The sequence below is a fragment of the Sporosarcina sp. SAFN-015 genome, assembly GCF_059415085.1.
Genome location: NZ_JBPFDR010000002.1, coordinates 190,569 through 215,893, shown reverse-complemented (window position 1 = coordinate 215,893; position 25,325 = coordinate 190,569). Strand labels below are relative to the sequence as shown.

General features: G+C 43.5%; 26 protein-coding genes and 1 riboswitch. Of the genes, 10 read left to right on the top strand and 16 right to left on the bottom strand.

Going from position 1 to position 25,325, the window contains the following annotated elements:
- Window positions 1-45: 45 nt before the first annotated feature.
- Window positions 46-426, bottom strand: coding sequence for a VOC family protein (locus tag ACR65H_RS04065; protein ID WP_440498865.1), 381 nt, complete (start codon window positions 424-426; stop codon window positions 46-48).
- Between the two features lie 205 nt (window positions 427-631).
- Here ACR65H_RS04065 and ACR65H_RS04060 point away from each other — a divergent pair, with 205 nt between their 5' ends.
- Window positions 632-871, top strand: coding sequence for a YkuS family protein (locus ACR65H_RS04060; RefSeq protein WP_440498864.1), 240 nt, complete (start codon window positions 632-634; stop codon window positions 869-871).
- A 70-nt stretch (window positions 872-941) separates the two neighbouring features.
- On the opposite strand, the gene ACR65H_RS04055 is transcribed toward ACR65H_RS04060, so the two are convergent.
- Window positions 942-1,133, bottom strand: coding sequence for a hypothetical protein (locus tag ACR65H_RS04055; RefSeq protein ID WP_440498862.1), 192 nt, complete (start codon window positions 1,131-1,133; stop codon window positions 942-944).
- A 276-nt stretch (window positions 1,134-1,409) separates the two neighbouring features.
- Here ACR65H_RS04055 and ACR65H_RS04050 point away from each other — a divergent pair, with 276 nt between their 5' ends.
- The 3 genes from ACR65H_RS04050 to dapA all read left to right on the top strand — a co-directional run bounded on the left by ACR65H_RS04050 (window position 1,410) and on the right by dapA (window position 4,106).
- On the top strand, window positions 1,410-1,697 hold the full coding sequence (locus tag ACR65H_RS04050) for a hypothetical protein (protein WP_440498860.1): 288 nt from the start codon (window positions 1,410-1,412) through the stop codon (window positions 1,695-1,697).
- 333 nt (window positions 1,698-2,030) lie between these two features.
- Window positions 2,031-2,753, top strand: a complete 723-nt coding sequence (locus tag ACR65H_RS04045) for a toast rack family protein (RefSeq protein WP_440498858.1) — start codon at window positions 2,031-2,033, stop codon at window positions 2,751-2,753.
- A 160-nt stretch (window positions 2,754-2,913) separates the two neighbouring features.
- Window positions 2,914-3,092: riboswitch (Lysine riboswitch) on the top strand.
- Window positions 3,093-3,221: 129 nt separating this feature from the next.
- Window positions 3,222-4,106 carry a 4-hydroxy-tetrahydrodipicolinate synthase gene (dapA, locus tag ACR65H_RS04040; RefSeq protein WP_440498857.1) on the top strand — a complete coding sequence of 295 codons (885 nt, stop codon included), beginning with the start codon at window positions 3,222-3,224 and terminating at the stop codon, window positions 4,104-4,106.
- Window positions 4,107-4,181: 75 nt separating this feature from the next.
- On the opposite strand, the gene ACR65H_RS04035 is transcribed toward dapA, so the two are convergent.
- From ACR65H_RS04035 to ACR65H_RS04000, 8 genes are all read right to left on the bottom strand, one after another.
- Window positions 4,182-5,330 carry an MFS transporter gene (locus ACR65H_RS04035; RefSeq protein ID WP_440498856.1) on the bottom strand — a complete coding sequence of 383 codons (1,149 nt, stop codon included), beginning with the start codon at window positions 5,328-5,330 and terminating at the stop codon, window positions 4,182-4,184.
- A gap of 206 nt (window positions 5,331-5,536) precedes the next feature.
- On the bottom strand, window positions 5,537-6,298 hold the full coding sequence (locus ACR65H_RS04030; RefSeq protein WP_440498854.1) for a glucose 1-dehydrogenase: 762 nt from the start codon (window positions 6,296-6,298) through the stop codon (window positions 5,537-5,539).
- 266 nt (window positions 6,299-6,564) lie between these two features.
- Window positions 6,565-6,648, bottom strand: a complete 84-nt coding sequence (locus tag ACR65H_RS04025; protein ID WP_440499208.1) for a putative holin-like toxin — start codon at window positions 6,646-6,648, stop codon at window positions 6,565-6,567.
- A gap of 146 nt (window positions 6,649-6,794) precedes the next feature.
- Window positions 6,795-7,232 carry an NUDIX hydrolase gene (locus ACR65H_RS04020; protein WP_440498852.1) on the bottom strand — a complete coding sequence of 146 codons (438 nt, stop codon included), beginning with the start codon at window positions 7,230-7,232 and terminating at the stop codon, window positions 6,795-6,797.
- Between the two features lie 21 nt (window positions 7,233-7,253).
- Window positions 7,254-7,844 carry a dienelactone hydrolase family protein gene (locus tag ACR65H_RS04015; RefSeq protein WP_440498850.1) on the bottom strand — a complete coding sequence of 197 codons (591 nt, stop codon included), beginning with the start codon at window positions 7,842-7,844 and terminating at the stop codon, window positions 7,254-7,256.
- Window positions 7,845-7,905: 61 nt separating this feature from the next.
- Window positions 7,906-8,763, bottom strand: a complete 858-nt coding sequence (locus tag ACR65H_RS04010; RefSeq protein ID WP_440498849.1) for a GIY-YIG nuclease family protein — start codon at window positions 8,761-8,763, stop codon at window positions 7,906-7,908.
- Between the two features lie 99 nt (window positions 8,764-8,862).
- The gene (locus tag ACR65H_RS04005) at window positions 8,863-12,000 is read right to left on the bottom strand and encodes a DEAD/DEAH box helicase (RefSeq protein WP_440498847.1); all 3,138 of its coding nucleotides are present in this window, start codon (window positions 11,998-12,000) and stop codon (window positions 8,863-8,865) included.
- Window positions 11,973-12,389 (bottom strand): (deoxy)nucleoside triphosphate pyrophosphohydrolase, encoded by a 417-nt coding sequence (locus ACR65H_RS04000; RefSeq protein ID WP_440498845.1) that lies wholly within the window; start codon window positions 12,387-12,389, stop codon window positions 11,973-11,975. Before ACR65H_RS04000 ends, ACR65H_RS04005 begins: the two co-directional genes overlap by 28 nt.
- A gap of 329 nt (window positions 12,390-12,718) precedes the next feature.
- Here ACR65H_RS04000 and fmdA point away from each other — a divergent pair, with 329 nt between their 5' ends.
- The 4 genes from fmdA (at window position 12,719) to ACR65H_RS03980 (ending at window position 15,965) form a co-directional block, all read left to right on the top strand.
- Window positions 12,719-13,897 (top strand): formamidase, encoded by a 1,179-nt coding sequence (gene fmdA / locus ACR65H_RS03995; RefSeq protein ID WP_440498843.1) that lies wholly within the window; start codon window positions 12,719-12,721, stop codon window positions 13,895-13,897.
- Window positions 13,898-13,909: 12 nt separating this feature from the next.
- Window positions 13,910-14,179: an FmdB family zinc ribbon protein gene (locus ACR65H_RS03990; protein WP_440498841.1), complete on the top strand. Its 270-nt coding sequence runs from the start codon at window positions 13,910-13,912 to the stop codon at window positions 14,177-14,179.
- 129 nt (window positions 14,180-14,308) lie between these two features.
- On the top strand, window positions 14,309-14,467 hold the full coding sequence (locus ACR65H_RS03985; protein ID WP_440498840.1) for a hypothetical protein: 159 nt from the start codon (window positions 14,309-14,311) through the stop codon (window positions 14,465-14,467).
- 352 nt (window positions 14,468-14,819) lie between these two features.
- On the top strand, window positions 14,820-15,965 hold the full coding sequence (locus ACR65H_RS03980) for a hypothetical protein (RefSeq protein WP_440498839.1): 1,146 nt from the start codon (window positions 14,820-14,822) through the stop codon (window positions 15,963-15,965).
- A 255-nt stretch (window positions 15,966-16,220) separates the two neighbouring features.
- Here the strand turns inward: ACR65H_RS03980 and ACR65H_RS03975 are convergent, their stop codons facing one another.
- Window positions 16,221-17,072, bottom strand: coding sequence for a dimethylarginine dimethylaminohydrolase family protein (locus ACR65H_RS03975; protein ID WP_440499207.1), 852 nt, complete (start codon window positions 17,070-17,072; stop codon window positions 16,221-16,223).
- A gap of 132 nt (window positions 17,073-17,204) precedes the next feature.
- Between ACR65H_RS03975 and ACR65H_RS03970 the strand changes: the two genes are divergently transcribed.
- A complete protein-coding gene (locus tag ACR65H_RS03970; protein ID WP_440498837.1) occupies window positions 17,205-17,951 on the top strand; it encodes a YqcI/YcgG family protein in 747 nt (248 codons plus the stop codon).
- Between the two features lie 144 nt (window positions 17,952-18,095).
- Here ACR65H_RS03970 and dsdA read toward each other — a convergent pair whose 3' ends face one another.
- Together dsdA and ACR65H_RS03960 are read right to left on the bottom strand one after the other, a co-directional pair.
- Window positions 18,096-19,406 (bottom strand): D-serine ammonia-lyase, encoded by a 1,311-nt coding sequence (dsdA, locus tag ACR65H_RS03965; protein ID WP_440498836.1) that lies wholly within the window; start codon window positions 19,404-19,406, stop codon window positions 18,096-18,098.
- A 61-nt stretch (window positions 19,407-19,467) separates the two neighbouring features.
- Window positions 19,468-20,331 (bottom strand): D-alanyl-D-alanine carboxypeptidase family protein, encoded by an 864-nt coding sequence (locus tag ACR65H_RS03960; protein ID WP_440498834.1) that lies wholly within the window; start codon window positions 20,329-20,331, stop codon window positions 19,468-19,470.
- A 190-nt stretch (window positions 20,332-20,521) separates the two neighbouring features.
- On the opposite strand from ACR65H_RS03960, the gene ACR65H_RS03955 reads away from it, so the two are divergent.
- The gene (locus ACR65H_RS03955; RefSeq protein WP_440498833.1) at window positions 20,522-22,558 is read left to right on the top strand and encodes a DUF7800 domain-containing protein; all 2,037 of its coding nucleotides are present in this window, start codon (window positions 20,522-20,524) and stop codon (window positions 22,556-22,558) included.
- Between the two features lie 21 nt (window positions 22,559-22,579).
- Here ACR65H_RS03955 and kynA read toward each other — a convergent pair whose 3' ends face one another.
- Genes kynA through kynU form a run of 3 tightly spaced genes read right to left on the bottom strand, consistent with a single transcriptional unit; the run spans window position 22,580 to window position 25,295 of the window.
- Entirely contained in the window at window positions 22,580-23,398 is an 819-nt protein-coding gene (gene kynA / locus ACR65H_RS03950; RefSeq protein WP_440498832.1) for a tryptophan 2,3-dioxygenase, read from the bottom strand.
- Window positions 23,395-24,027, bottom strand: a complete 633-nt coding sequence (kynB, locus tag ACR65H_RS03945; RefSeq protein WP_440498830.1) for an arylformamidase — start codon at window positions 24,025-24,027, stop codon at window positions 23,395-23,397. Before kynB ends, kynA begins: the two co-directional genes overlap by 4 nt.
- Window positions 24,024-25,295 (bottom strand): kynureninase, encoded by a 1,272-nt coding sequence (kynU, locus tag ACR65H_RS03940; protein WP_440498828.1) that lies wholly within the window; start codon window positions 25,293-25,295, stop codon window positions 24,024-24,026. The genes kynB and kynU overlap by 4 nt, the downstream gene beginning before the upstream one ends.
- Window positions 25,296-25,325 lie beyond the last annotated feature (30 nt).

The window sequence follows — 25,325 nt, the reverse complement described above, 5'->3', positions numbered from 1 at the left end:
TCTCAACTCCTATTTCTAAGTTGTCCTATTCATAATCAAGTGCGATTATTTCTGTTCTAAGACTGCAAAATAATTATCTTCATTATCAGCAAAGTTGAACACTCTGCCTGTAGGCATGGTGACCAGTTCGCCAACTTTCACTTGTTTGCTTTGTAGTTCCTCATAGAGTGAATCGAGGTTTTCCGTGAATAATAGCAGCGAAGGAGGTTGAAGATTCAATTCCGGCTGCATTTTAGCGATAAGCTCTTTATTATGCAGAACGATACTCGTTTCTGCCTCCGAAGTCGGAGCAATTTCGATCCATCTCATTCCTTGACCATTATCCTGCTCGGAAATTACGACAAAACCAACTTTCTCGGTCCAAAACGCTTTTGCTTCATCTTGATTGTTTACATACAACATAATTTGTCCGATTTTATGAATCATTTTCAGTTCCTCCCTTTCCATATCTTGTATTCCGATAAAGCTACTTCTAATCTTACAGTAGTATTCGGGTAATCGCACAGCTCAACCATTCACCAATTGGCGGCCCTTCGATTAACCGAGATTTGCACACCTTCACTCATAAATCCATCAATTCAGGGAACCGTATTGTAGAACTTTGGATATGAATGAAAGGAGGAAAATGAAAATGGTGAAAATTGCTGTTGAACAGCCTTATGAAGACGTCATGAATGCACTGGTAGCAAAAGGCTATGAAGCAAAGATGTTTACAACGGACGAAGACGTGACCGGCTATGACATCGGAATCGTCCGAGCACTCAACGAAGGGAATACACATGAATTCAATTTCCCTGTCATCACGATGAAAGGCATGTCAATTGATGACGTTGTCCAAGCAGTTGAAGAAAAAGCAAGTCTCCTCCAATAAGCTTCCCCGAAACAGAATCCACAATACAACCCGCCAATCGACTGAATGATTGGCGGGCTGCATTGATTACTCAAGCATGATAATAATATGTCTGACGTCTGCGTGAAGCTTCCAGCTGTTCCGCTCTGTATCTACGTTGAAAAGCGCGAAGCTCATCTAATTGTCCATTCAGGCGAGGGTCCTGCGACATCATTTCCTCTAACTCCGAAGGATTGAGTTTCCCCTTTACCTTCTCTATTTCATCTTCAAAAAATAACGACATGTCCATACCTCCTCCCCTTTGATTGACAAGGGAAGTGCGCGGTTTGGATTCACGATTCCCCCGTCTCCATAGAGTACGTCAATTTACAGACAGGACAAGAGGTAAGTGTACAGTTTTTATGATTTTAAATAAATATCATAGTTTCAAAGCACTACAATGACACGGAACAAACGTTCTTGTCGGAATAGACTTTCTTTTACATTTACTGTATACTATAAACAACAGACTAACCACGATTACGTAGACACCAGACGATATGGAAAGGAGGATATAGAGATGGAGGAAAGGATACTTCAATTGCTTGAAGGGTTAAAGTTGGAGATGGGTAGTTTAAACGCCAAGGTCGACAATATTGAATCGGAAATGAGTGATCTTAAATCCGATGTTGGCAGCTTAAAATCAGAAATGCATAGCCGGTTTGATCGAGTCGATCATCTTTTAGAAGAAATTGGCGGTCAATTTGAGCACCAAACTAGCCAGCGCATTTCCGAAGGACAAGCTGTCTCAAAGGAACTCATGAGCATTAAATCACGAATCTTTGACTTGGAATCAAAAAATATGTAAATAGGATTTATGTATATGTAAGACAGAACCTAAGGCAGCCGCTGTAGGCTCTGTTTTTTCATGAATGATTAGGACTCCATTAAAATTGTAATGATGATGCCCAGTGCAATACCGACAAACACAGTTGCTGAATATAGAAACACCCGCCTCATTCCCTCATCCTTCCGTCACTCTTTTTACCAATATATTAACGAACGGGACAAAACATGTTAGAAACAGAGCAATGCAATTCCCCTCAGCCTTGAGACGTAGGTGAAAATCAAACATACGACTGGTAAGTTATTCAATTGAATAAGGTAGAATAGAATAAAATGGGACAGAAGGAGAATGGATATGAACAAATTTCTATGGGCCACACTGCTGGCGGTTATTTTAGTCGTCTTCGGCACGTATGGGTATAACAAGTGGTTTGCAAAAGCTAGTGGAAATGATATTTCAATTGAAAAAGACAATGCCGACGCATTGAATGTGGATATTGACTTCGGAGTTGGCAACTTGTACATCCAAGGTGGTGCCCCTGAATGGGTCAGCGGGGAGTTTTCCTATAATCACAAACGACTGGAGCCGAAAGTAACATATAAGACTCGGAAGGACGTCGGCTTCGTCAAAATTAAGCAAGGCTCAGGAACAATATTCGGCTTCAATAAACGCAACGTCGATAACGAATGGGATCTCCAATTGACAAATGAAATTCCTATCGATTTGAACGTTGACATGGGTGTTTCAAAATCGACCTTGAACCTTGAAGGACTCCAGCTAAATAGCCTTTCCATTGACAGCGGTGTTAGTGATTCCACCATCGATCTGAGCGGCGAATGGAATAAAGGCTTCCGTGCTGATTTTGACTTAGGAGTTGGCGACGTAACGATTATCCTTCCGAAACAGACCGGCGTTAGAGTAAATGTTTCAAAAGGGATTGGAAGGGTTGATTTGAAAGACTTCACGAAACAAAACGATGGCGTATATGTCAATGACGCCTATTCAGGAGCAGACACGATCATAGACATTTCCCTCGACATCGGCGTTGGCGATGTAAAAATTAAGACGGCCGAATGAGTTGAGTCTACTACTAACACCTCGAAATATAGTAAAAAGGCCTTAATAATATACTTGGCAAATCATAAATTCACATTATTTTCACGTTTCACTTGCAATTTCGCATGATTCGTTGTAAAGTGATAGTTAATTTAATAATATCTTATTTCGCAAGTTTTGAAGTAAGGATAGAGGCGCAAAGACCATCAGTACACAATCAGAGGACAATGAGATCCTATGAAGATTGTGGAAAGGGGAATTTGCCGAAGTGGAGAGACTCTCATTTATCTCGAAGCTGGTTCTGGGTTGAATAAGTCCAGGATTGTCATATAGGAAACTATATGGAGGGCTATCTTATGCACAGAAATAATTTATTTCATTATTTCAAGCAACAACGAGCCCTCGTTGTTGCTTTTTGTGTTCTTTTTTTCAATTGCCCTTCTCCCTCTATTTTATTTACCAAAATAAAAGACAGGATGTGGAGAAACAATGAATTTCGGACAAATTGTAACAGCAATGGTAACTCCTTTTGATGCACATGGTGAGATTGATTTCCAAGCAACGAGGAGCTTGATCAATCACTTAATCGCAAATGGATCAGACGGCTTGGTAGTAGCAGGGACGACAGGTGAATCCCCTACATTATCGAACGAAGAAAAAGTGAAGTTGTTCAGATTTACAGTGGACGTGGTGAACGGAAGAGTCCCGGTCATTGCCGGAACTGGCTCGAATAACACGAGAGAATCAATCGAACTGACAATGCATGCAGAAGATGCAGGCGTCGATGGCATCATGCTTGTCACTCCGTACTACAACAAGCCTTGCCAGGAAGGGTTATATCAACACTTCAAAACGATTGCGGCGGCCACTTCTTTACCGGTCATGCTGTACAATATTCCAGGGCGCAGCGCTGTCAACATGTCAGTCGAAACGACGATCCGCCTGTCGGAAATTCCAAATATTGTTGCCGTGAAAGAGGCGAGCGGTGATTTAGACGCGATGGCTGAAATTATTGAACGTACACGTGAAGGTTTCTCATTGTATAGCGGCGACGATGCGCTAACGCTTCCAGTGCTATCAATTGGCGGAACAGGCGTCGTTTCTGTATCTGCTCATGTGTTGGGGAATGAAATGCAAACGATGATCCGCAATTTCAAAATCGGCAATATAGTAGAGGCTGCCAACAATCACCGCAAACTATTGCCGAGGATGAAAGCACTCTTTGCAGCCCCGAATCCTTCACCTGTAAAAGCAGCGTTGAATCTTAAAGGAATCCAAGTCGGCGGCGTTCGCTTGCCGATGATTCCGTTGAATGAAGAACAACTATATTCGCTAGAACGTGCACTGTCTAACAATGAAGAAGTAACCATCTAATTAACACAATCCATCCTTCGAGCATTTATCCTCGGGGATGGATTGTTTTTTTAATAATGTATCACCAAACTATACCTATTCCGTTTCTGATTCACCTTTATTTTTTCTAGGCTTCATCACAAACGCACCGCCGATTAGGAAAGCTCCGCTAACATAAAAGACAGATACTACACCTACCCAGCCGCCCACCGCCCCGAAAAAGACCGGTGCAATGAATTGAGAAAGCCGATTGGTCATTAATCGAATACCAAGAACTTCACCCGTACGCGATTTTGGCGAAGCATTGTAGGTTGTCGTCATAGAAATCGGCTGACCACACCCTAATCCAAACCCCATCAGACAGCTAAAAACACAAAAAAGAATGATGTTACTAGATGAAGTGAAAACGAGAAAAGAAGAACCTGCAAGCAAAATAGAACTGAATAAAACAACTTCGCGACCAAACAGCTGCAGTAATTTAGGCAAAACAAACCTGACAATCATCGTCGCCAATCCTTGAATGGCAAGGATCCAACCAATTGTAGAGGTTGAGAGTCCTATTTCCTTTCCGTACAGCGGAAAGTAAGCAACGAAAATGTCCTTTGAATACAGCACAAGCGCACTTGAAAATAACGCTTTTTGAATGAGAGGTTCTTTCACTAGCTGCAACGAAGAACGAAGACTTACTTTTTCTGCGGGCTGCTCCTTCAGTACGACTGGTATAAAAAAAGCAAAAGCGATTAAAAGAATGCAAATAATCATAGATACGAGAAAACCGGCAGAATGAGAAAAATGCTCAGATAAATAACCACCCATTACGGGACCAACGAATGCCCCTGCGGCAACAGCTAATGCAAACATACTAAAATAATAATCCCGTGTTTCCTTTGTCGCATGATTGCCAAGCACATTTTGTAAAGAGATAGCAATAAATATACTAGAGGAACCTACAAAAACTTGACTGACGTATAATGCCCAAATCGATTCGAATAAGTAAGGAACCAACATCCCGATCGCCATCCCTAGCAAACCAAGAATGACCGGAAGGCGATCTCCAATTGCATCCGTTAATTTCCCGGCCTTAACAGCGATTAACAGCGGCAACGCGGCAAAGGACGCTGTCAATATCCCAATTTCCAACATGGAAGCACCCATGTCGTATGCGGATAATGTAATGATTGGACGGGTTGCGTTAATGACGATTTGAAAGCCAAGAACGATAAGTAATACATTTCTTAATATCATAGGTGCTCGCCTCTTTGATTGATAAAAGTCCCTAGTTGATTGCGAAAAACTATTTGAATATCTTAACACATTTTTTCTCAACTTTTGCTCAGAAAGATTAAAAATGGATTCTCATCATAGAATGAAGATGTGAAAACCCTGTATAAATAAAATAATCCATCCTACATGAGCTTGTACAACTCAAGGATGGATTATTTTTCGACTTCCTATTTCGCAGTTTGTCCCCCGTCAACAGCTAGATTCACCCCGGTAATATAGGAAGCTTTATCCGAACAGAGCCAAACCGCAGCTTGGGCCTGTTCTTCAGGACGCCCCATACGTCCAAGCGGAATATCGTTCTCTACATATTTCGCCTGCTCCGGCACTTCTTTTGCCCATGCTTCTACAGCTGATGTCAACGTCATGCCAGGACAGATCGAATTGACGCGGATGCCCTTTTTAGCGTATTCCAGTGCCACCGATTTTGTCAGCCCATTAACCGCCCATTTCGCCGCACTATAAGTAGCCAAGTTTTCCGATCCGAGCAAGCCGGACGTCGATGCCGTGTTGACAATCGCTCCGCCACCCGATTTCAACATCGCAGGGATTTGATGCTTCAACGATAAGTACAAGCTCGTTTGCGTAACTTGGATGCAACGATCCCAGTCTGCAGTCTCCGTTTCTGCAATCGGTTTGGATGGTGCACCAATGCCCGCGTTATTATGTGCCCAATCTAGACGCCCATACTCTTCGACAGTTCGCTTTACCAGATCAATAATCTGTTGCTCCTGTGAAACGTCACAGTAGACAAAAATAGCTTCCCCGCCCATTTCCTTAATCATCCGCACAGTTTCCATCCCTGCTTCTTCACTCACATCAGAAACAACAACCTTTGCTCCCTCTTCCGCAAAGGCTAGGGCGCTTGCTCTTCCAATGCCATTTCCAGCTGCTGTAACTATCCCCACTTTGCCCTTCATCAATTCTCCCATTCCATTTGCCTCCTTTTCTTGAATACCTCCTTCATTCGACATATCGTATGAAAACCCTTTTCCACTTCTTTTACTAATTGTAGTCTCCTTTGTTCCCAATAACTTGAACAACTCGAATAGAATACGTATAATAGGGGTAGAGAATGAATAAAGTAAAAAAGACCGCTCAATGGTGCGCATTGAACGGTCAATATAATAGCGTAGGTTCCCATAGGGGATCGGCGGCGATAGGAATAACCCATCTGAGCGGCTAACTCAAGGATGGGTTATTTTTTGTCGTTTGATGACAATATAGCTACAATCAGTGCTGCAAATGTAAATACCAGCATCATTGCTTCGAATACTGTCATATCGACCACCTCCCTTCACGGGAAAATGGCCGATCATCCTTGAGTCACCTATTCTATTACTCTTCTATTATACCACACATACGTTCGTACTCCTAGCTTTATTCCCAAACAATTAGGACAACCGTTCAAATTACTCAATCGTTAGATTAAACCGAAATACCCTTCAAACGAACGTCCTCCGCTTTTCTGACATAATCCTTCAAATAATCCGCAGCCTCTGGATGCTCATACACCTCTTCAGGCGTCATCCAAAACAAAGCCGCCACTTCATCAGCACTAACAGCGTATGGCTCACCACTGAATTGCTCACATAAGAAGATAACATTTACAACCGGCTCCCCGAGATCTGACACAAAGCTTGTACTATATACATACCGTGGATGCCCTTCGATAACAAGCCCCACTTCTTCCTGGACTTCACGCGCAATCGTCCGCTCTAAAATATCCGAAGAAGCCCCTTCCATCTCAACCTTTCCCCCAATCAACGCCAATCCGCCGGGTGCGTGATCTTCCTTTTCACTTCTTTGGCATAGCAAATAACGGCCGTCACGGTAGATGGCTGCTTCTGTGTTTACGATGAACATATGATCCCCTCCATTCTTACTTCATATTTCCCTAATAAACCTACTCATTTCTCGAAAGGCCTCTTGCGCTGACATTTCATCGAATCGATCCGAGTATGGATCACTAAAACCATGTTCACCTTCAAATTGACAATATCTTACATTATTTTCCTGTAAGTTTAACAGTAATTCAGCGACGTCAAAAGAAGACTCCTTCCGAGGGAAAAACAACAAAACATGACAGCTCGGCTGCAACTCCGAAAACTGTCGAATACGCGAACCATAATATCCGACCACACCATCAACACGCCCATCCTCACTACACAACCAAGCTACCGTTGCCCCTACACTAAAACCTACAATAACGACCTTTTCATATGCAGTCCGCACATCATCGATCAGATTCTCCACTTTATGCTTTGCATGTAAAAACCCCACATGATCCATGAAATAACGATAAGCCTCTTGTTCTTCCACATAGTCAAAAGCTGGACGGCCAAGTAAATCAGGACAAAACACATCAAAACCTTGTTCACCCAAGGATTCGCAAATATCCTTCATATGCCGATTCAGCCCATAAATCTCGTGTACGACAATTACTGCGGTGGATGATCCTTGTTGAATAAAGTTCAATGCGCACCTCCGTTTTGAGTATTAAAAAGCAGAACCCCAGAACAATGGAGCTCTGCCTAACTTATTTTTCCTTATTCCTCTTCTCATTCAACCCATTCCAAAACATCCACCCATTTTGAGCTCGACCGGAACAGAGCTCCGCAGGCATGCTTGGACTGTTGAATTCTACATCATCAATTAATTTCGCAGAGCCTTCATCAAGCTTAACGGCTTTATTTGAATCAATCAATTGTTCATATCTTCGAAGATTTCGATTGTAAAATGTGCCTCCATCGCTCCAATCCTTCGTATGTTCAGATGGTGCATAAATGATTGAATTGGCTTGCAAAACGAACTTCCCATCCGCAAGAAGAATCGACGCTTCATACGGCGACTTCGCCTCAAAAACTTCAACTTCATCATTCACTGCAATCTCAGTTGGAATACTCACACGGAAAGAAACCCCTAACGCTTCCAGCAAGAATTGAATATGGGAGGCAAATGAATTAAGAGTCGATTGATTGAACACATTGACGTTTGGCTCAACCGTGCGCATATCGCGATTCTCCAAACTGTACTGCGTCCTGGAAAATGCTTGGATGAAATAATACTCCAAGTAATCAATGCTCAATTTATCAAAACTATTATTATCCGTCACAAACAAGATGCCGAACTGCCAAAAGTCTTTTTCACGCAAATGGGATTTGATCCGATTAATGCCGTTCACGGACTGACCAACATACACACTCGATTCATCAGAATCGGAAAACAAAAAATAAACGGCATGATTGTTTGCATACTCCAACGATTCAACGTCATTCAACCGACTCTTCGTGAAATAAAACCCACGGATCTGACTCGTCGGATCTTGAATAATACGCAACGAATTGGCGTGCTTCACATCAGGAAAATAGAACATTACTGTTCGATCATTCTTCATTTATTTCCACCCCATATTCTCTCTATGAACGTCGATGGTTCAGTTCTTAGTTGTCTGGTGTTCTAGGATTGCTAATTAAGCTAAGTTGTTTACTAATTATTATAAAACACTCTTATTCGCCAGCGGTAGTAGCCATGCAGGCATTCGTTCATGTAATCGCCATTCAAAACTTATTGGCTTATTGCCCTCATGTCTTACATAATCAGCAGTCCCTAGGAAAACAAATGGTGAAGTGTAACCGTCCTTTTGTTTATATTCTCTAACAAACAAAGCAATTTTATTTCCCTTTTGCCAGTGGTTAATGTATCGCTTGCCAGTCGGGCTCGTGTCTGAAGTCTTATTCTGTGATTGCCAATGAAATAGTCGGTCACTTATCGCATAGTCTTCATACTGCGTCGATGGTGAGAAATCCTTATCCGATTTGTTTAATGTGATGAAGAATATATCGGTTTGTTTATTCTCAAAGTATTTGACTCCTTCTCGAAATGCTGGTTTGGCTTCTTCATTAAAATAACCAAAAGCAGCAAGAACTTGGTCAGATGTATATTGCGCATGAACACGGAGTGGAGATGTATAGTCGAATGGCGATGGCTTTTCAACTAAACGGATTTTATCCATGCACACGTCTAGTACTTGCTGTATTTCACTTTTAAGAACTTCATTTGAAATGATTTCTTGTATACCATCATGCATTGACCTGAATCCTAAACTTTTTGGAGGCGCATCGAAGAACGAATAGTATAACATCCCCACCATCAGCTGCTGTTCTTCATTTTCAATTAACCCGCCCACTAAGTATTTCTGATAAAATTCGATTAGATCAGCTGAGTCTAGATGGAACAAAGCATGAATTCGTTTTGTTACAACTTCCTCATATTCGCTATTAAAATCATCTGTGATCCCCGCTTCAACTTTAAGCCTTTCAAAGGATCTGTTTTTTCCCCTTCCATAAAATTCAGCAAGCGTGAGATGATGATAATGAAGAAAGTTTGATAACGTAAGCTTCTCTCCTGTATCCTCTTCAAAGTATTTGATCTTCGTAATAAGATTTTGTTTAGTATTTTTTACTTCTTTTACATTTCGTAATATATATTCCTTTGCTTGCTTCTCCATCTGAATGATGGAACCTTTCGGTAATTGATAGAAGCCTTTTTCAATATAATGTCGAATGGAATGCTTCGTCCTTCCAACTAGTGCCCTAAACTTCTCTTCAAATGGATAATCTGCGTGCGCTTGTCCTACGAAATCTAATACAGTTAAACATTCTTTATCTTCTGCAAGACGTAATCCACGTCCTAATTGCTGTAGAAATACAGTAAGACTTTCAGTTGGTCTCAGAAATAGCACTGTATTGACCTCGGGGATATCGATTCCTTCGTTGTATAAATCAACAACGAATATGAATTTAATTTCCCCACTCACTAATTTTCGCTTTGCTGTATTTCTCTCCTCATCAGACGATTCTCCATGCAAAGCGATAGAAGGTATTTTCTTTGAGTTAAAGTACCGAGCCATATATTTTGCGTGCTCAACTGACACACAGAATCCTAAAGCTTTTACCTGATCTAGATCAGTAACATACGTATTGATACTGTGGATAATAAGATCACTGCGACGGTCATTTGAAGTATAAACATTTGTGAGCTCGTCAGTATCGTAACCTCTTCTTGACCATTTAATTGCTGAAAGATCAACATTATCTGTTACACAGAAATAATGAAAGGGACTTAACAATTTCCGGTCGATCGCCTCTGTTAATCGCATTTCAGTTGCAATTCGGTCGTCAAAATAACTAAGTACATTTTGATTATCCATTCGTTCAGGGGTAGCTGTTAGACCTAATAAAATGGAAGGCTCGTAATACTCTAACAAAGTTCTATATGTCGGTGCTGTAGCATGGTGAAATTCATCCACAATGATAAAATCATAATAGCCAGCCGTTGTTTTTTCTATCATCTTTCGACTATTCCAGCTTTGGATACTCATAAAAAGTTGGTCGAAAGAAGTAGGTTCAAAACGACCGACAAACATTTCTCCAAAGTTGTTGTTCTTTAAAATCGCACGAAAAGTATACATACTTTGCTTAAGGATTTCTTCTCTATGGGCGATAAACAATAACTTCGCATTCGGTTTCTGCTGCATGAAACGCTTGAAGTCAAAGGCAGATATGGCTGTCTTGCCAATACCAGTAGCCGCCACGACTAAGTTTTTCATATGCCCATGTACAGTACGTTCAACTTCCAGTTCATCTAAAATTTCTTGCTGGTAATGGTACGGTCGAATATCAAGGAAATACTGCTCATTCGTCTCTGCCACTTGTTCTTTTGTCAAAGATTGACGAACTTTAGACCAGTTTTCTTTTTCATCAGCCGACAGACTTTTGAACTCTTCGTCATTCCAATAACCTTCAAAGGTAGCTTCAAATTTCCGAATAATATCAAATGAATCTTTCTCTGTTACTTTTAAATTCCACTCAAGTCCAGAGGTTAGTGCTGGGTTGGAAAGGTTTGAAGAGCCTATATATGCAGTACTAAACCCTGTTTTTCGTTTGAACAAATATGCTTTTGCGTGTAAACGTGTTCTTTCTTTATCCAAAGAAACCCGAATTTCAGTATTAGGGAGCCTACTTAACTCGTGAAGTGCTTTATAATCTGTCGCTTCCATATATGATGTTGTAATAATTCTTAGACTGCCGCCTCGTTCAGTGAAATTACGAAGCTCTTCAATAATAATGCGCAAACCAGACCACTTCACAAATGAAACGAGCCATTCAATTTCATCAGAAGTAGCAATTTCCTTTTTTAACTCCTCCAACATATTAGGCTCGGCATGTGATCCGGTGAATAAAGAGCTTTGTGTTAATGGGGTAACAGGTCTAACCCTTTTTTTCTTTTTTAAAGATTGAGCAGTATTAATTGTTTTATAAATCGAGGTGAGAATCTCTGCATGCTCATCTAATTTAAGTTCCCCAAAATCATCATCATTTAGTTTTTTTTGAAGCACATCGATAATTTCATTACAAATTTGAATTTGACTAAGCAGTGCATCTTCCTTATTTCCACCGTCTCGAATATGTGATAACGCATTCCTAGTTACAGATGAAATATAACTGGATAATAGAACTCTTGCCTCTGCTTCGTCTATTCCTTCCTTTTCCACAGAAAAAATATCTGGAAGCTCGTCCAATTCAGTTTTAATTTGCTTGTTGATTAATTGCTCGTAAATCCCTTCTTGCATTGTTGTATCACCCTTTCGACGGCTGGAATGTCTGCTGGTGCCCATTGTAACGAAAAAAGCTCTTTGAATGGTACCCATTTTAATTCACTATGTTCATAAGCAATTGGTGTTCCTTTGATTATCTCAGCAAAATAGGTTTCTAAACGCACTGTAAATGAGTCATATCTATATACGGTTTCTTCAACAAATTGTCCCACTGCAATATCACAATGAAGTTCTTCTTTTATTTCACGAAGCAAAGCAGTCTGTGGTATTTCACCTGGTTCAATTTTTCCGCCTGGAAATTCCCAATAACCAGGCAATGTCATACTTGCAGAACGTTGCGCACAAAGAATGTTACCTTCTTCGTTATGAATGATTGCACCAACAACATGGACGATTTTAGTCATTTTAAAATCTCCTCTGCTTTACTAAATTAATTAGTTCAAACTTGCATGATATTCTCTACGACTAGTTGTCGAAAAAAACTGGATACTGTTCCCATTGTAACACTTCTCCCAATTTAGCTGAATGAATTTTATAAATTCAATGAGACAAGCAACCTCGTACTCCTTTCCCCTTCAAAAAATATAGCTCTTCCAGTCTCCACCCATCTCCGAATTCTCCTAATCGACACCATTATAAATCCAAGTTTTACAAATTTCATATTTATTTGACAGTTTACTATATTATTGCTACTATGAAGGCGCATTCAAAATCTATGATTGGGGGAATAGGAATGGCGAAAACAATGTATGCTTTAGATTTGAGTAAGCCGATGGAAGAGCAAGCACATCCGGGTCACAATCGGTGGCATCCGGATATTCCTGCTGCTTTTTCTGTAGATCCTGGTACTTCTTTTAGAATGGATTGTAAGGAATGGACGGATGGGCAGATTGGAAATAATGATAGCGCAGAGGATGTCCGGAAGGTGAATCTTTCGCGTGTTCATGTTTTGAGTGGCCCGGTATATGTGAATGGTGCGGAACCTGGTGATTTGCTTGTTGTCGATATTTTGGATATCGGAGCGCATCAGGGGTATGAATGGGGTTTTAATGGGATTTTTGCGAAGGAGAATGGTGGAAGCTTTTTAGTGGACGAGTTTCCGGAGGCTCAAAAGTCGATTTGGGACTTTGAAGGTATTTATACAACTTCGCGACATGTGCCTGGCGTGAAATTTGCAGGGCTTATTCATCCGGGTCTCATTGGTGTTGCCCCTTCTATGGAGCTTTTACAAAAATGGAATGATCGAGAGCAAAAACTGATAGATACGGATCCGAATCGGGTGCCTGCGCTTGCAAACGCTCCTACATCGGAAAGTGTGGTGCTTGGTACGTTAACTGGCGCAGAGTTTGATAGAGTTGCGAAAGAAGGCGCGCGTACTGTGCCACCGCGGGAAAATGGCGGAAACTGTGATATTAAGAATTTATCGAAAGGATCAAGGATCTTCTTCCCGACTTTTGTCGAAGGGGCGAAGTTATCGGTCGGCGATCTTCATTTTTCCCAAGGGGACGGGGAGATTACGTTCTGCGGCGGGATTGAGATGTCCGGCTGGATCGAGTTGAAGGTGGACATTATTAAGGGCGGCATGGAAAAGTATAAAATTCACGAAAACCCTGTGTTCCAGCCTGGTCCGGTTGAGCCGAACTACAATGATTATCTCGTGTTCCAAGGGATTTCCGTTGATGATCGCAATGGGCAACAGACGTATTTGGATGCGAATATCGCATTCCGCAGAGCGTGCTTGAATGCAATCGAGTATTTGAAGACACTTGGATATACAGGCGAGCAGGCGTATATGCTTTTGAGTACGGCGCCGGTTGAAGGTCGTATCAACGGCATTGTCGATATTCCGAATGCTTGCTGTACAATCGCGATTCCTACTCAAATTTTCGATAAGGATATTATGCCGAAATAAGGAGGAATCATTTTGCCTAATTATACATTCCGTTGCAAGGAGTGCGGTGAATTTACGCTGTTCTTCAAGTCAATGGCTGGCAATAAAGAAATAGCAGACTGCCCGGACTGTGGACACGTCTCAAATCGAGTTTTTTTAGCACCTAACTTGCATTCTCTTTCTAGAGAGGTTAGTTCACGGATCGAAAAAGGAATGGAACCTCAGCGAATGACACGTGCTGAATTAGGGGCTAAGCAGCCAAAGAAAAAATCGAAGGTCAATCGTCCTTGGCAAGTCGGATAATGTGAATCGGACAAGTATACATCCACAGAGGCTTTATCAGCCTTTGTGGATTTTTTGCGCTCAGTTGATTTAGTATATCCCATCCGCGATTGGTTACCCTAACGTTAAATTTGAAAGGGTGTGTAGCTTATGATGCCTGAACGAGAACACGAACGCGCACTACTTGCAGAGTTGAATGAGGAGCAGTTGAGGGCTTTGAGTACATTAGAGGATGAGCTCGGTGTTACGCTTGTTGCATATGAAAGTCCGATGCACGATAACAAACAGATTGTGGAGTCGGAAGTTTAAAGAAAGGGGCTATCTTCGGGTAGTCCTATTTTTTTGTTGTACGGAGAGAGAGTTATCACCGACTTAAGCGACTTTATCATCGACTCTCGAGCGTTTATCACCGACTTAGTAACCTTATCACCGACTCTTAGCTGCTCTTTATTTATAGGATAGTAGTTGGTGCTTAATTATTATGTATCTATAATGAGGTCTTTTATCTTAATCTGTTGAAAAAAGTCAAACTTTCTCCGTGTTTTTCGTATATTCTCCTCTCCATAATTATTTAATGTATCAGAGTGCCATGCACACCTAAATCTCTTTTTGCATATAATGTAAACGGCCCTCAGGTGATAAAATAAGAGGAGAGTGTCAAATGGGGAAAGTCTTTTCAAGAAAGCTTGTATCTATTGTGGTTGCAGGTTTGTTGCTTTTTAGTGCGAGTGGAGCAGTTGTCAATGCAAAATCGAAGGAAGGCAAGAAACAAACATTTCGAACAGAGCAGAATGACCGGAAAGGTGGTATTACGTATAATGAAGTCATCGTTCCGCGGTATGCGAAGGAGGTTCGATTAACAGGTACAGTCGTTATTGACGGGCCTGAGCTCGTTGTCTCAATTCCTGGATCAAAAAACATAACGGTCACTAAGGTCCGCGAGAAGGTGTGGACGTATGAGGCGGTAGTTGATGTATCGTCAGTCAGAGGTGACGTTGAATACGAAATTTCTGCCTATACCATTGATGATAATCGAAAGCATACTGGAAAAGTTCATTCAAGTGCACGAACTGTATCACAAAAGATCCATGTTCCGTTTATTACATCCACGGTTGCGGAAAATACAAAATGGGTGTATAACCCTTCAAGCAATCAATTCATTTTAACGTACGATAAAGTTGAGAATTGGTCCGTTGGGAAGCCTGTTGTTACAGCGGCACAATCACTGGCTGTAAGCGGATTGAATTATAATGTGAAAGTCCACGATACAACGTTGGTAATTCCAATTGCAAACGTAGATTTTACTTTCTCTCCGGATGCAACGTGGAAATATGATGCAACTACGAAAAGGTACTCAGCTACAGTTAACATCTTGATTACCGATAGTAAAGGAAATGTCAGAAAGGAAGCCGTTACGATAAACGGACTTCTGCCGGGGCAAGTGAATGAACTTTCGTATCCATTGACAGATAGATATGGAACCATTACTAAAAAGGCGTATTACACGGCACCTGCTGCACCGGTGAATGTGGTGGTAGACAGATTGCAAAACCTTTCATTCACTCTCGTACAACAGAATAAAAATCAATTTAAAGTGGCAGCTTCTTATCAGTTAGTCCATTCCAACGGAACAATTGAAGCAAAGGTACATTATATAGATGGGAATTTTGGAAATCCAACGTCAAAAAGCAAAAATCCCTCATCAAGAAATTGGGAAGTTGCCGGCTTTGTCTATAAGATTACTGTAAATTACGATGCTAAGAATAAAATTTACTATGTCACGTATGAAGATGTTAGCAAAAAATAACTCATGGTCATAGACTGCTTAAACGACAGGCATCCAGATATAGGTGCTTGTTTTTTTGCGCTAAATACTATCTATACATGCGGGATTTATGCGTGCTTCTAATGATTTTGCGTAGAAATATCGGTCTATGCGTCTCTAGTCTGTTTATGCGCATTTAAATGGACTTATGCGGTTTTCTGGCAGTTTATGCGTGAAATTCAGCATTTACGCGCTTTTGGAGTCGATTCCATAAAAAAACCTCACTTTTCGTGAGGTTTATTCCCGCTCGAGCGGCATGGAACAGCATCGGAAGGAGCCGCCGGATTTGATGATTTCTGAGAAGTCGACTTCGATGACTTCGAATCCGTGGGCGCGCATGGCGGTGTTCACTTGTTCGTTTTGCGGGAGGCTGAATACTTTGCCGTCTCCGATTGATAATACGTTTGTACCCATCGTAAATTGCTCTTCCGGAGATACTTCGATCAGCTTATATGTGCTTGAAAGTGTTTCGACCATGTCTGCTGAAAGTGCTTCCGGGAAGATGAGTCCGATTTCAGGCGACAGTATGTTGAATACACAATCAAGGTGTAAATATTTTTCATTGAATGGTACGCGGATAATGTTATGTTTTGGCAGATCGCGCTGTAGCTTGCGGACAGCTTCGTCCGATGTGCGGCTGCTGATGCCGACATATACTTTGTCGCGATCAACGATGACATCCCCGCCTTCAACTCTGTCTGTCGTCGTTTGGTAAGGGATATTTTCGTCTTCAAGAAATTCCTCAAGGGCCTCTTCCTCCCCTTTTCGGATATCGCTCGCCATCTCGGCGACAAATACATCTTCTCCGACCGTGAATCCGATGTCCCGCGTGAAGACTTGCTCGGGAAATTGTTCCGATGAAGGTAACTTGATCACTTCAACGCCGTGTTCACGGAGCAGCTTTTCGAATTCTTCATGCTGCTTCATCGCAAGTTCTACGTCTATATTTTCATCTGCATATTGCTTTTGGGTGTCATTGATGACGTCTTCGATTGCCATGAATTTTGGCTGGCAAAGGATAACTTTCTTTAACGTATCGTATTCTGTATTAACCTTCGTTTTTGATTGATCTTCCACAGGGGAACTCATGCATTCATCCTCCACATCTTTTTTCTCCATATCGACTATTCCCTCTTCTAATTGAACTAAACCACTAGTTTTATGCTCCCCTGATAAGGGAAATGAACGATTGACTATAAGTATAAGTTGGGGGGATTTAGAATGATTGATGAAAAGACTACTACGCTTTTAACGAAAGAGGATTTTGCAACTCGATCAGATTTGCCGGAGTGGTTATTGGAAAGCTATCAGACGTTCCGTGAGACTGTGACGGATAAGACGTTTCCTTGTTATTTCGGCATGGGCGGCGAATTGAAGGGGGAATTGCGTTATGCGTATGTGACGCAGGATGATTGGTCCAACTTGCCTTCCGCGTTACATGCCTTTTTGAAGTTGTTCGATGATCCGAAGCATAAGCGGCATGGGCTGTTCGTCTTCGTGGAGCCTTTTGAGGCGGAAGGTGATTTGGAGGCTTACCGAAAGGAATTTTGGGACATTCTGCAATATTTGCATGATGTCGATGAAGTGGAGTGGCCAGCTAATAGTCCACGCGATCCTGATCATTATTTATGGGACTTCCATTTTGGCGGTGAACCAATCTTCGTATTCGGGAACGCGCCTGCCTATAAGCAACGGAAGACTAGGGATTTGGGGCAGTCGATGGTGCTCGGCTTCCAACCTAGACGCATTTTCGAAGGATTGAAGGGTACCGAAAAAGGCGGCATTATGTCGAGGGAAAAGGTGCGTGAACGTGTCGAAGTGTGGGATCAATTGCCGAAGCATCCGGACATTAGCCATTACGGAGATCCTTCACATAATGAATGGAAACAGTTTTTCATCGGCGACGATATCGAACCGATTGTCGGGAAATGTCCGTTTTCACATAAGGAAATGAAAGGGGCCCAATGAGCGGCCCCTTTTCATATTCCATTTAGTTATTTCCTGCTTCTAGAGGCCATATTTCGACTTAAAAGTCCTATTTATAGCGGTTGAGGGAGAAAATATTAACGGAATATTTCCCGAAATTCGTCGATTTCCCGGGAAATAGCTCGATTATTTCCTGCCGATTCCATAGTAAATATCCATTTCATTTTCGGGCACCATGCTGCCGCCAGTTGCCCAGACGAGATGGGTTGCTTTTGCGTCATTCGCAAAAGGTACTTCATTACGGATTACTTGAACAGGTCCTGTCATTCCCGCAAGTGCTGATGGTTCGAGGCGGATGTCTTCGGTATCGGCAATCATTGTTAATAGCTTGAACATCGTTTCATCCGCAATTGTGTAGCACCCTTCGAGAAGCAGTTCCATCTTTTTGCCGACGAATGCAGATGGAGTACCGACTGCAAGCCCGTCCGCCGCTGTTTGATTGTCCAAGCCGAAGTCTGCGACTGAAACTTTATCATGCAAGCCTGTCATCATGCCGATTGTCATGCATGGTGAATGTGTCGGTTCCGCGAAGAAACAATGGACATTGTCCCCGAATTGAAGCTTCAGGCCGAACGCAACACCGCCAGGTCCCCCGCCAACCCCACACGGTAAATAAACGAATAATGGATTGTTCTCATCGACTTGTATGCTATGTTCTTTTAATTGCGCAGCGACTCGTTCTCCTGCAACGGCATAACCAAGGAAAAGGTCGAGCGAATTTTCATCATCGACGAAGTGGCAAAGCGGGTCGGCTTCTGCCTGGCGTCTGCCTTCCTCTACTGCTTTGCTATAGTCATCCGCATATTCGACGACTGTCACACCTTTTTCCCGTAGGAGATCCTTTTTCCATTGCTTCGCATCTGCGGACATATGGACGGTAACATTGAAGCCGAGCTTCGCACTCATGATGCCGATGCTCAGACCGAGATTTCCTGTCGAACCGACAGCTATTTTATGCTTTGCAAATAAATTACGTAATACCGGCTCAGCAAATTTCTCGTAGTTATCATCTTTATGGAGGAGCCTGTTTTCGATAGCAAGCGTTTCAGCATGTTTCAACACTTCATAAATGCCGCCACGTGCTTTAATCGAGCCTGATATCGGAAGCGCATTGTCTTGTTTCAACAGTAATTCCCCTACTATTTCTGTTTCATATGTAGAGGCGAGTGCTTCTTTCATCTTTGGAATCCTCGTTATCGGCGACTCAATAATACCGTTTGCCGCTAATGTCTCGGGAAATACTTTTGCGATGTACGGAGCAAAACGTTTCAACCGGTCGCTCGCGTCCTTCACATCAGCCTCAGTAATGCCCGTTTGAGTGATCCCGAATGCACTGTCGCCGTTCAACGGGTTTCGCCATAATACTTCCTGCTTTTCAATGATTTTTTGCAGTAATGGCAATTTTTCGATCCACTTCGCTTTTTCGGTTTCATTCACAGGTATCGACCCCTTATGCAAATTTTTTTTCATTATACCATGCAAGGTCGTTACTTCTCTTCTATGATTCATTCAAAACATAACGGTCGATCAGGTCACGTGTCAGCTCGAATCGTGGCGCAGTATCCTTGCTGTCCTCCCCGACGCCGATGACGACTGTGATGATCCGTTTCCCTTCATAGATGCCTGTGCTAGCGAAACATGGCCCTGCTTCCTCGGTATATCCTGTTTTCAATCCTTCCATTCCTGTCATTGCTTGCGGCATTCCGGGGAGCATAAGGTTCGTGCTCCATAGCTTTGTCCCTTCACTTGTTGTAAAGTCTGTCAGGCGGGTGAATTCCAGCACTTCGGGATATTGTGTGAGAAGTTCGTTTGCAATCGCAGCAACATCTTTGGCGGAAGCACGGTTCGTTTCTTCTTCATCCAGCCCTGTTGCATTGATGAAATGAGTGTTGCGCAAGCCAAATCGTTTTGCTTTCTTATTCATCTCTTTCACGAAATCCTCTTCCGATCCGCTCACCATCTCAGCTAGTGCGATAGCAGCATCATTTGCGGAAGTGACAGTCATGGCTGTAAATAGCTCACGAGCACTGTATGTTTTGTTCTTGTCCATCCCTAATATGACGGCATGTCGCGTTTGGTTCAAGGCGGCAGTGGATGGCTCGTATTGGCTGTCCCATGAGAGGTGGCCGTCGGAGATTGCTTCAAGGACGATATATTGGGTCATCAGCTTTGACATGCTTGCAATTGGCAGTGCTTCTTTCGCATTTTGCTCGTAGAGGATTTTTCCCGAATCCGCTTCAAGGACGATAGCGGCCTTCGCCTCGTGGTAGAGAGGGTCTGCTTCTTTACGAGCATCTTTATCTTTAATGAGGAAGAAAAACGCCAATGCGGCGAAAAGTAGAATCATTAGTATTTTTTTCATTGGATGAACCTCACCTTTTTCTATTCATACATCTATTGTCTACAAAGAAGATGAAGATTCATGCATGGATTTTCTGAAGAATTTCTGAAGATGGGCAGAGGTGGCAAAACCCCTCATCATCCTGCACACACCATCGTCATCAAGACTGAATACGCTAATAGTAATAACGTCAGTGATGGTGGTGATTTGCATGGAGAGTGCGGGGATTTTAGCAGGGCCTATGTTACGGCGGGTAGACACGGAATCTGTTGCCATTTGGGTGGCGACGGACCGTCCTGTTGAGGTGGACGCTGCCGTTTATTGTCTTGACACGCTTGTGCCGCTTGACACCGCCACGAATACGACATCAATACGAGCAGGCCATCGTTTGTTCATTCACCTTGTACAGGTGCGTGGGCAATTCCCAACGGATACACTCCTTGGCTATGACCTGCTTTTTCGCGTTGGAAAAATTATAAATAATTTGGCTAGCCTCGGGTTGATTCACAAAAATGAAGATTCCATCACGTACGATGGACTTCCCTACCCTTCGTTTTTCATCCCCGCTACTGCAGCTCCAACTTTTCTATATGCATCTTGTCGGAAATTTCATGGAAAGGGAGATGATGCCCTCGTTGCAGCAGATGAACTTCTACAAAAGGAAATGAGGAATCTTGCAGGACGGCCGAGTGCTTTGTTTCTTACAGGCGACCAAATTTATGCGGATGATGTGGCGGATCCTTTGTTTCCAGTCATCAGAACGGTCGCCGAACACTATATTGGTAATGAGGATCTTGGGCAATTCGATCCGGGTTTGCAGGAGGAGCCATTTGCTACGGCCATCTGGCAAGTGAATGGACGGCAATTTATAACGGAACGGTTTTGTCGGTTCACTTCGGCCAATGCTTCGAATCATTTGCTCACGTTCGGTGAGTATGCAGCGATGTACTTGCTCTCTTGGAGTCCGGCGATATGGGAAGGTGTTTTTCTGCCATCGTTTGATGAGTTGGTGGAAGACAATGGATTCTATGTTTATTTTCCAGAGGATCGCAAAGAACTTGAGCAATATCGAGGCCGTTTTGAAGAGCAGACCAAGAATCTTCTGGGGGCGATCAGTTCGCTTCACCGAATACGCAGGCTTTTTGCAAATATGCCTACGTATATGATATTTGATGATCATGATGTGACGGATGACTGGAATTTATCCGCAGACTGGCGCAGTGCGGTGCTCGCTTCGCCTTTGGGAAAACACGTTATTGCGAACGGGCTATGTGCATACTGGGCGTTCCAAGGTTGGGGCAATGAGCCACAACGGTTCGGGGAGGGGTTCCTACAGTCGATGTGTAGTCATTTCGACGGGTTCATTGCTCACTCAACTGCTTATGAGGTTTGGGCGAATCGGCTTTGGTCATTTAATGGCTGGCAATTCGTGGCGCCTACTACACCTGCTGCGCTATTTTTAAATACGAGGACAATGCGTCATTTTGAGCAAGACCCGAAACCGGTGAAAGTCGGGCGAATGTATAAGGAGACGGTCCAGACACCGAGATTGATTGGCCCGTCCGGTTGGAAAGTGACAGCGCGGACCCTTTTGAAGTCCCATTGGACACGAGGGGATCCACTTATAATCGTCTCGCCTACTCCGCTGTATGGATTAGGCTTGATCGAATCTGTTCTTCATTCATATGTCTATCCACTACGTGCGCTCGGGTTTCCGATTCACGAAGTGCTTGATTTTGAGGCTTGGAAATATAACGGCAAAGGATTCACCGATTTCATCGGGCAGTTGTTTCATTGGAGTCTGTCCCAGTGCATCATCCTGTCAGGGGATGTCCATTATGCTTCAGCAGTCCGATCACGATTGACGTCGAAACGGGAAGTGCTAGACATTTTACAGTTCACGAGCAGCCCGTCCCATAATATGAGCTTCTCCGGTATTTGGGGAACGTTTATGAAAATGGCGATTTGGGGCAATGCGAGACGGCGAGTGAAGAGGACGATTTACCGGTATTGCGATGTCGGGTTTTCAATTCGTAATGGCGAAAAGGCGATTGATTGCCCGAAGGATGCGAAATGGCAGGAAGGTCTCCGCTATTTGGAGATGCAGACGGGAGCGATTGTCGAGACGGAAAACAATATCGGGATAGTTACCGTGGGAAAAAGCGTTATCAGGCATTCGCTGTTGCAGATGAAAAGAGGAGAAATGAAAGAGATTCGATTTGAAGATATTGAAGCCTCGCCGAAGTGAACTGGCGAGGCTTTTACTTATTCACAACTTCGTCCGGACGTCCCACAGCTCGGGGAAGAATTTATGGTCAAGGACGGATTTCAAATAGTCTACGCCCGACGAACCGCCGGTGCCCGTTTTGAAACCGATGATCCGTTCAACCGTTTTCATATGGCGGAAGCGCCATTGCTGGTGGCTGTCTTCGATATCGACAAGCTTTTCGGCGAGTTGGTACAAGTCCCAATAACGATCGACATCGCGGTATACTTCGAGCCATGCAGCTGCCACGGTCGGATCGCCTTTGTATGTTACGGAAAAATCGCGAGTGAGCAATTCCTTGTTGATTGGGAATCCCGCACGTGATAGAGCGCGGATGGCTACGTCATAGATTCCAGGTGCTTCATAGGCAATCTTTAATTCACCCGCAAGATCAGGGTCTTTCTCATAGATTTTTAAAATATGTGGCTGCTTGTAGCCAAGCGCAAATTCAATCAGTCGATTTTGGTATGACTGGAAGCCCGATGCGCGACCGAGGCTTTCCCGGAACTCCATATATTCAGCAGGCGTCAACGTCGAAAGGACATCCCACGCCTGGATGATCTGCGTTTGTACACGGGAGACGCGCGCTAGCATTTTGAACGCTTCCGGCAGTTCATCTTTTTCAATCAGCTCGATTGCGGTGTTCAGCTCATGCAAAATAAGCTTCATCCAAAGCTCGCTCACTTGGTGGATGATGATGAACAGCATTTCATCGTGGTGGCCGGATAACCGTTCTTGGCTTGTGAGAACTTTATCGAGACGCAAATACTCGCCGTATGTCATATTATCCTTGAAGTCGGTATGGATCCCTTTTTCGCTCATGATTGCCACTTCCTAACGACTGCGCGCACTGGACTTCCGTCTCCGCCTTCAATCGGCAGTGGAAGTGCTATCAGTTCATAATCTCCCGGCTCGACGTTTTCGAGGACGATGTTTTCCAAGATGAGGACGTCGTTATCATGCAGTGAATGGTGAGCATCCAGCGTCTTGCTCTCTTCCGGATCGACGGATGGCGTATCGACTCCGATTAGCCTTACTCCCCGCTCCTTCAACAGAGGACCGATATCCGACCGCAAAACGGTAAACGTTTCCGGAAACACATCCGGGTTTGGACGGCTTGATGTTTTTAATAAAATGCGTTCCACGCTACCGAAATCGATTCCTTCCAAATCGGATTTTCCGACGCTTTCAAGTCCCGAAACATCGATAACACGAGCTTTTCCGATATATACATCAATCGGCAGCTCATGCACTTTCATTCCATTATCGTCATAGTGAAACGGCGCGTCGATATGCGTCCCCATATGCGTACTCGTCGTCATCTTTCCGATGTTCACAGAACCTGTTTCCGCTTTCGGGAACTTAACTTCGTAGGAAAACGGCGTGTCCCCCGGCCATTCGGCAATTTCATTATGCAGCCGCTGTGATATATCGATCCACTCACCCGTCATGCGACAACACCCCTTTTATTCTCAAACTTTCCGTATCGTTTTTCATCCATGATGACCTTTAGCTTCTGCACTGTCTGCCAGACGTCCTCAAATGTATTGTACAGAGCGACAGGCGCGAGCCGTATGCCATTCGGCGCGCGGAAATCCGGTATGATGCCATCTTCCTTCAATGCTTTGCAAATGCGTGCCGCCTCCTCGTGCTCAAGCAACAAATGGCCGCCGCGCGTTCCGTCGGTCGGATTTCCGATTGTAAAGCCGAATCCTTGCAGCTCCTGTTCAATCAATTCGAGCATATAGCCTGTCAATTCCAATGATTTCATACGGATTGTCGCGATGCCCACTTCCTCGAACATGTCGAGCGAGCCGATAACCGGCGCCAAGCTAAGCACATGAGGTGTGCCGATTTGATACGCACCGACGTCCGACGCGGGATCCATCGTATGATCCATATCAAATTGCGACTCCTTATTCGAGCCGAACCAGCCAGCGAGCCCCGGTACTTTGCCGAAATGCTTTTCGTGGATAAACAAGCCACCGACGGAACCCGGTCCACCGTTTAAATGCTTATACGTGCACCAAAACGCGAAATCCGTTCCCCAAGTATGGAGCGAATGCTCAACTGCACCGATGGAATGGCAAAGGTCGAAGCCAATCGGGATATTCCGTTCAATCGCAGCTTTCGTCAACTTTTCCATATCAAGCACTTGCCCGCTTCGGTATAAAACCGCCGGCAACACGATGAGCGCTACATCGTCGGTCATCGCTTCGATAATGTCGTCTTCATCTAAATAACGGCCATCTCGGCTTTTAACACGGATGAGATGCGTGTCAGGATCGAAGCCTTTTAGTCGGAGCTGGCTTTGCAACGCATAAATGTCAGAGGGAAAATTCAATTCGTCCGCGAGGATTTTTGTTTTATTGCCGTCCGGCTTGTAAAATGTCGAGACGAGCTGATGCAGATTTGTTGTTGTAGAGCCGGTCGCAATGACTTCGCCCTTCATTCCTCCAACAAGCGGCGCCATTTTCTCCCCGACTTGCTCGGATAAATAAAACCACGGATGCTCCCCTTCCGTCCATCCATCGATGCCAAGCGTTTTCCATGACTCCAGCAATTCGAGCAGCGTTTGTTCAGCACGTTTCGACAATAAACCGAGTGAATTGCCGTCCATGTAGATTGTGTCTGCCGGTATGTAAAATTCATCTCGATAGGAAGCGAGTTTGTCTTGCCGATCGCGTTCCTGTGCGTTTGCTAAAGTGTGTTGTGTCATACAGATCCCCCTTTTGTCTTGCTAAGAAAA

What these genes read in the sequence shown, in the direction of transcription:
- ACR65H_RS04065 (WP_440498865.1), bottom strand. Translation starts at nt 426, where the DNA reads ATGATTCATAAAATCGGACAAATTATGTTGTATGTAAACAATCAAGAT.
- ACR65H_RS04060 (WP_440498864.1), top strand. Translation starts at nt 632, where the DNA reads ATGGTGAAAATTGCTGTTGAACAGCCTTATGAAGACGTCATGAATGCA.
- ACR65H_RS04055 (WP_440498862.1), bottom strand. Translation starts at nt 1,133, where the DNA reads ATGTCGTTATTTTTTGAAGATGAAATAGAGAAGGTAAAGGGGAAACTC.
- ACR65H_RS04050 (WP_440498860.1), top strand. Translation starts at nt 1,410, where the DNA reads ATGGAGGAAAGGATACTTCAATTGCTTGAAGGGTTAAAGTTGGAGATG.
- ACR65H_RS04045 (WP_440498858.1), top strand. Translation starts at nt 2,031, where the DNA reads ATGAACAAATTTCTATGGGCCACACTGCTGGCGGTTATTTTAGTCGTC.
- dapA (WP_440498857.1), top strand. Translation starts at nt 3,222, where the DNA reads ATGAATTTCGGACAAATTGTAACAGCAATGGTAACTCCTTTTGATGCA.
- ACR65H_RS04035 (WP_440498856.1), bottom strand. Translation starts at nt 5,330, where the DNA reads ATGATATTAAGAAATGTATTACTTATCGTTCTTGGCTTTCAAATCGTC.
- ACR65H_RS04030 (WP_440498854.1), bottom strand. Translation starts at nt 6,298, where the DNA reads ATGGGAGAATTGATGAAGGGCAAAGTGGGGATAGTTACAGCAGCTGGA.
- ACR65H_RS04025 (WP_440499208.1), bottom strand. Translation starts at nt 6,648, where the DNA reads ATGACAGTATTCGAAGCAATGATGCTGGTATTTACATTTGCAGCACTG.
- ACR65H_RS04020 (WP_440498852.1), bottom strand. Translation starts at nt 7,232, where the DNA reads ATGTTCATCGTAAACACAGAAGCAGCCATCTACCGTGACGGCCGTTAT.
- ACR65H_RS04010 (WP_440498849.1), bottom strand. Translation starts at nt 8,763, where the DNA reads ATGAAGAATGATCGAACAGTAATGTTCTATTTTCCTGATGTGAAGCAC.
- ACR65H_RS04005 (WP_440498847.1), bottom strand. Translation starts at nt 12,000, where the DNA reads ATGCAAGAAGGGATTTACGAGCAATTAATCAACAAGCAAATTAAAACT.
- ACR65H_RS04000 (WP_440498845.1), bottom strand. Translation starts at nt 12,389, where the DNA reads ATGACTAAAATCGTCCATGTTGTTGGTGCAATCATTCATAACGAAGAA.
- fmdA (WP_440498843.1), top strand. Translation starts at nt 12,719, where the DNA reads ATGGCGAAAACAATGTATGCTTTAGATTTGAGTAAGCCGATGGAAGAG.
- ACR65H_RS03985 (WP_440498840.1), top strand. Translation starts at nt 14,309, where the DNA reads ATGATGCCTGAACGAGAACACGAACGCGCACTACTTGCAGAGTTGAAT.
- ACR65H_RS03980 (WP_440498839.1), top strand. Translation starts at nt 14,820, where the DNA reads ATGGGGAAAGTCTTTTCAAGAAAGCTTGTATCTATTGTGGTTGCAGGT.
- ACR65H_RS03975 (WP_440499207.1), bottom strand. Translation starts at nt 17,072, where the DNA reads ATGAGTTCCCCTGTGGAAGATCAATCAAAAACGAAGGTTAATACAGAA.
- ACR65H_RS03970 (WP_440498837.1), top strand. Translation starts at nt 17,205, where the DNA reads ATGATTGATGAAAAGACTACTACGCTTTTAACGAAAGAGGATTTTGCA.
- ACR65H_RS03960 (WP_440498834.1), bottom strand. Translation starts at nt 20,331, where the DNA reads ATGAAAAAAATACTAATGATTCTACTTTTCGCCGCATTGGCGTTTTTC.
- ACR65H_RS03955 (WP_440498833.1), top strand. Translation starts at nt 20,522, where the DNA reads ATGGAGAGTGCGGGGATTTTAGCAGGGCCTATGTTACGGCGGGTAGAC.
- kynA (WP_440498832.1), bottom strand. Translation starts at nt 23,398, where the DNA reads ATGAGCGAAAAAGGGATCCATACCGACTTCAAGGATAATATGACATAC.
- kynB (WP_440498830.1), bottom strand. Translation starts at nt 24,027, where the DNA reads ATGACGGGTGAGTGGATCGATATATCACAGCGGCTGCATAATGAAATT.
- kynU (WP_440498828.1), bottom strand. Translation starts at nt 25,295, where the DNA reads ATGACACAACACACTTTAGCAAACGCACAGGAACGCGATCGGCAAGAC.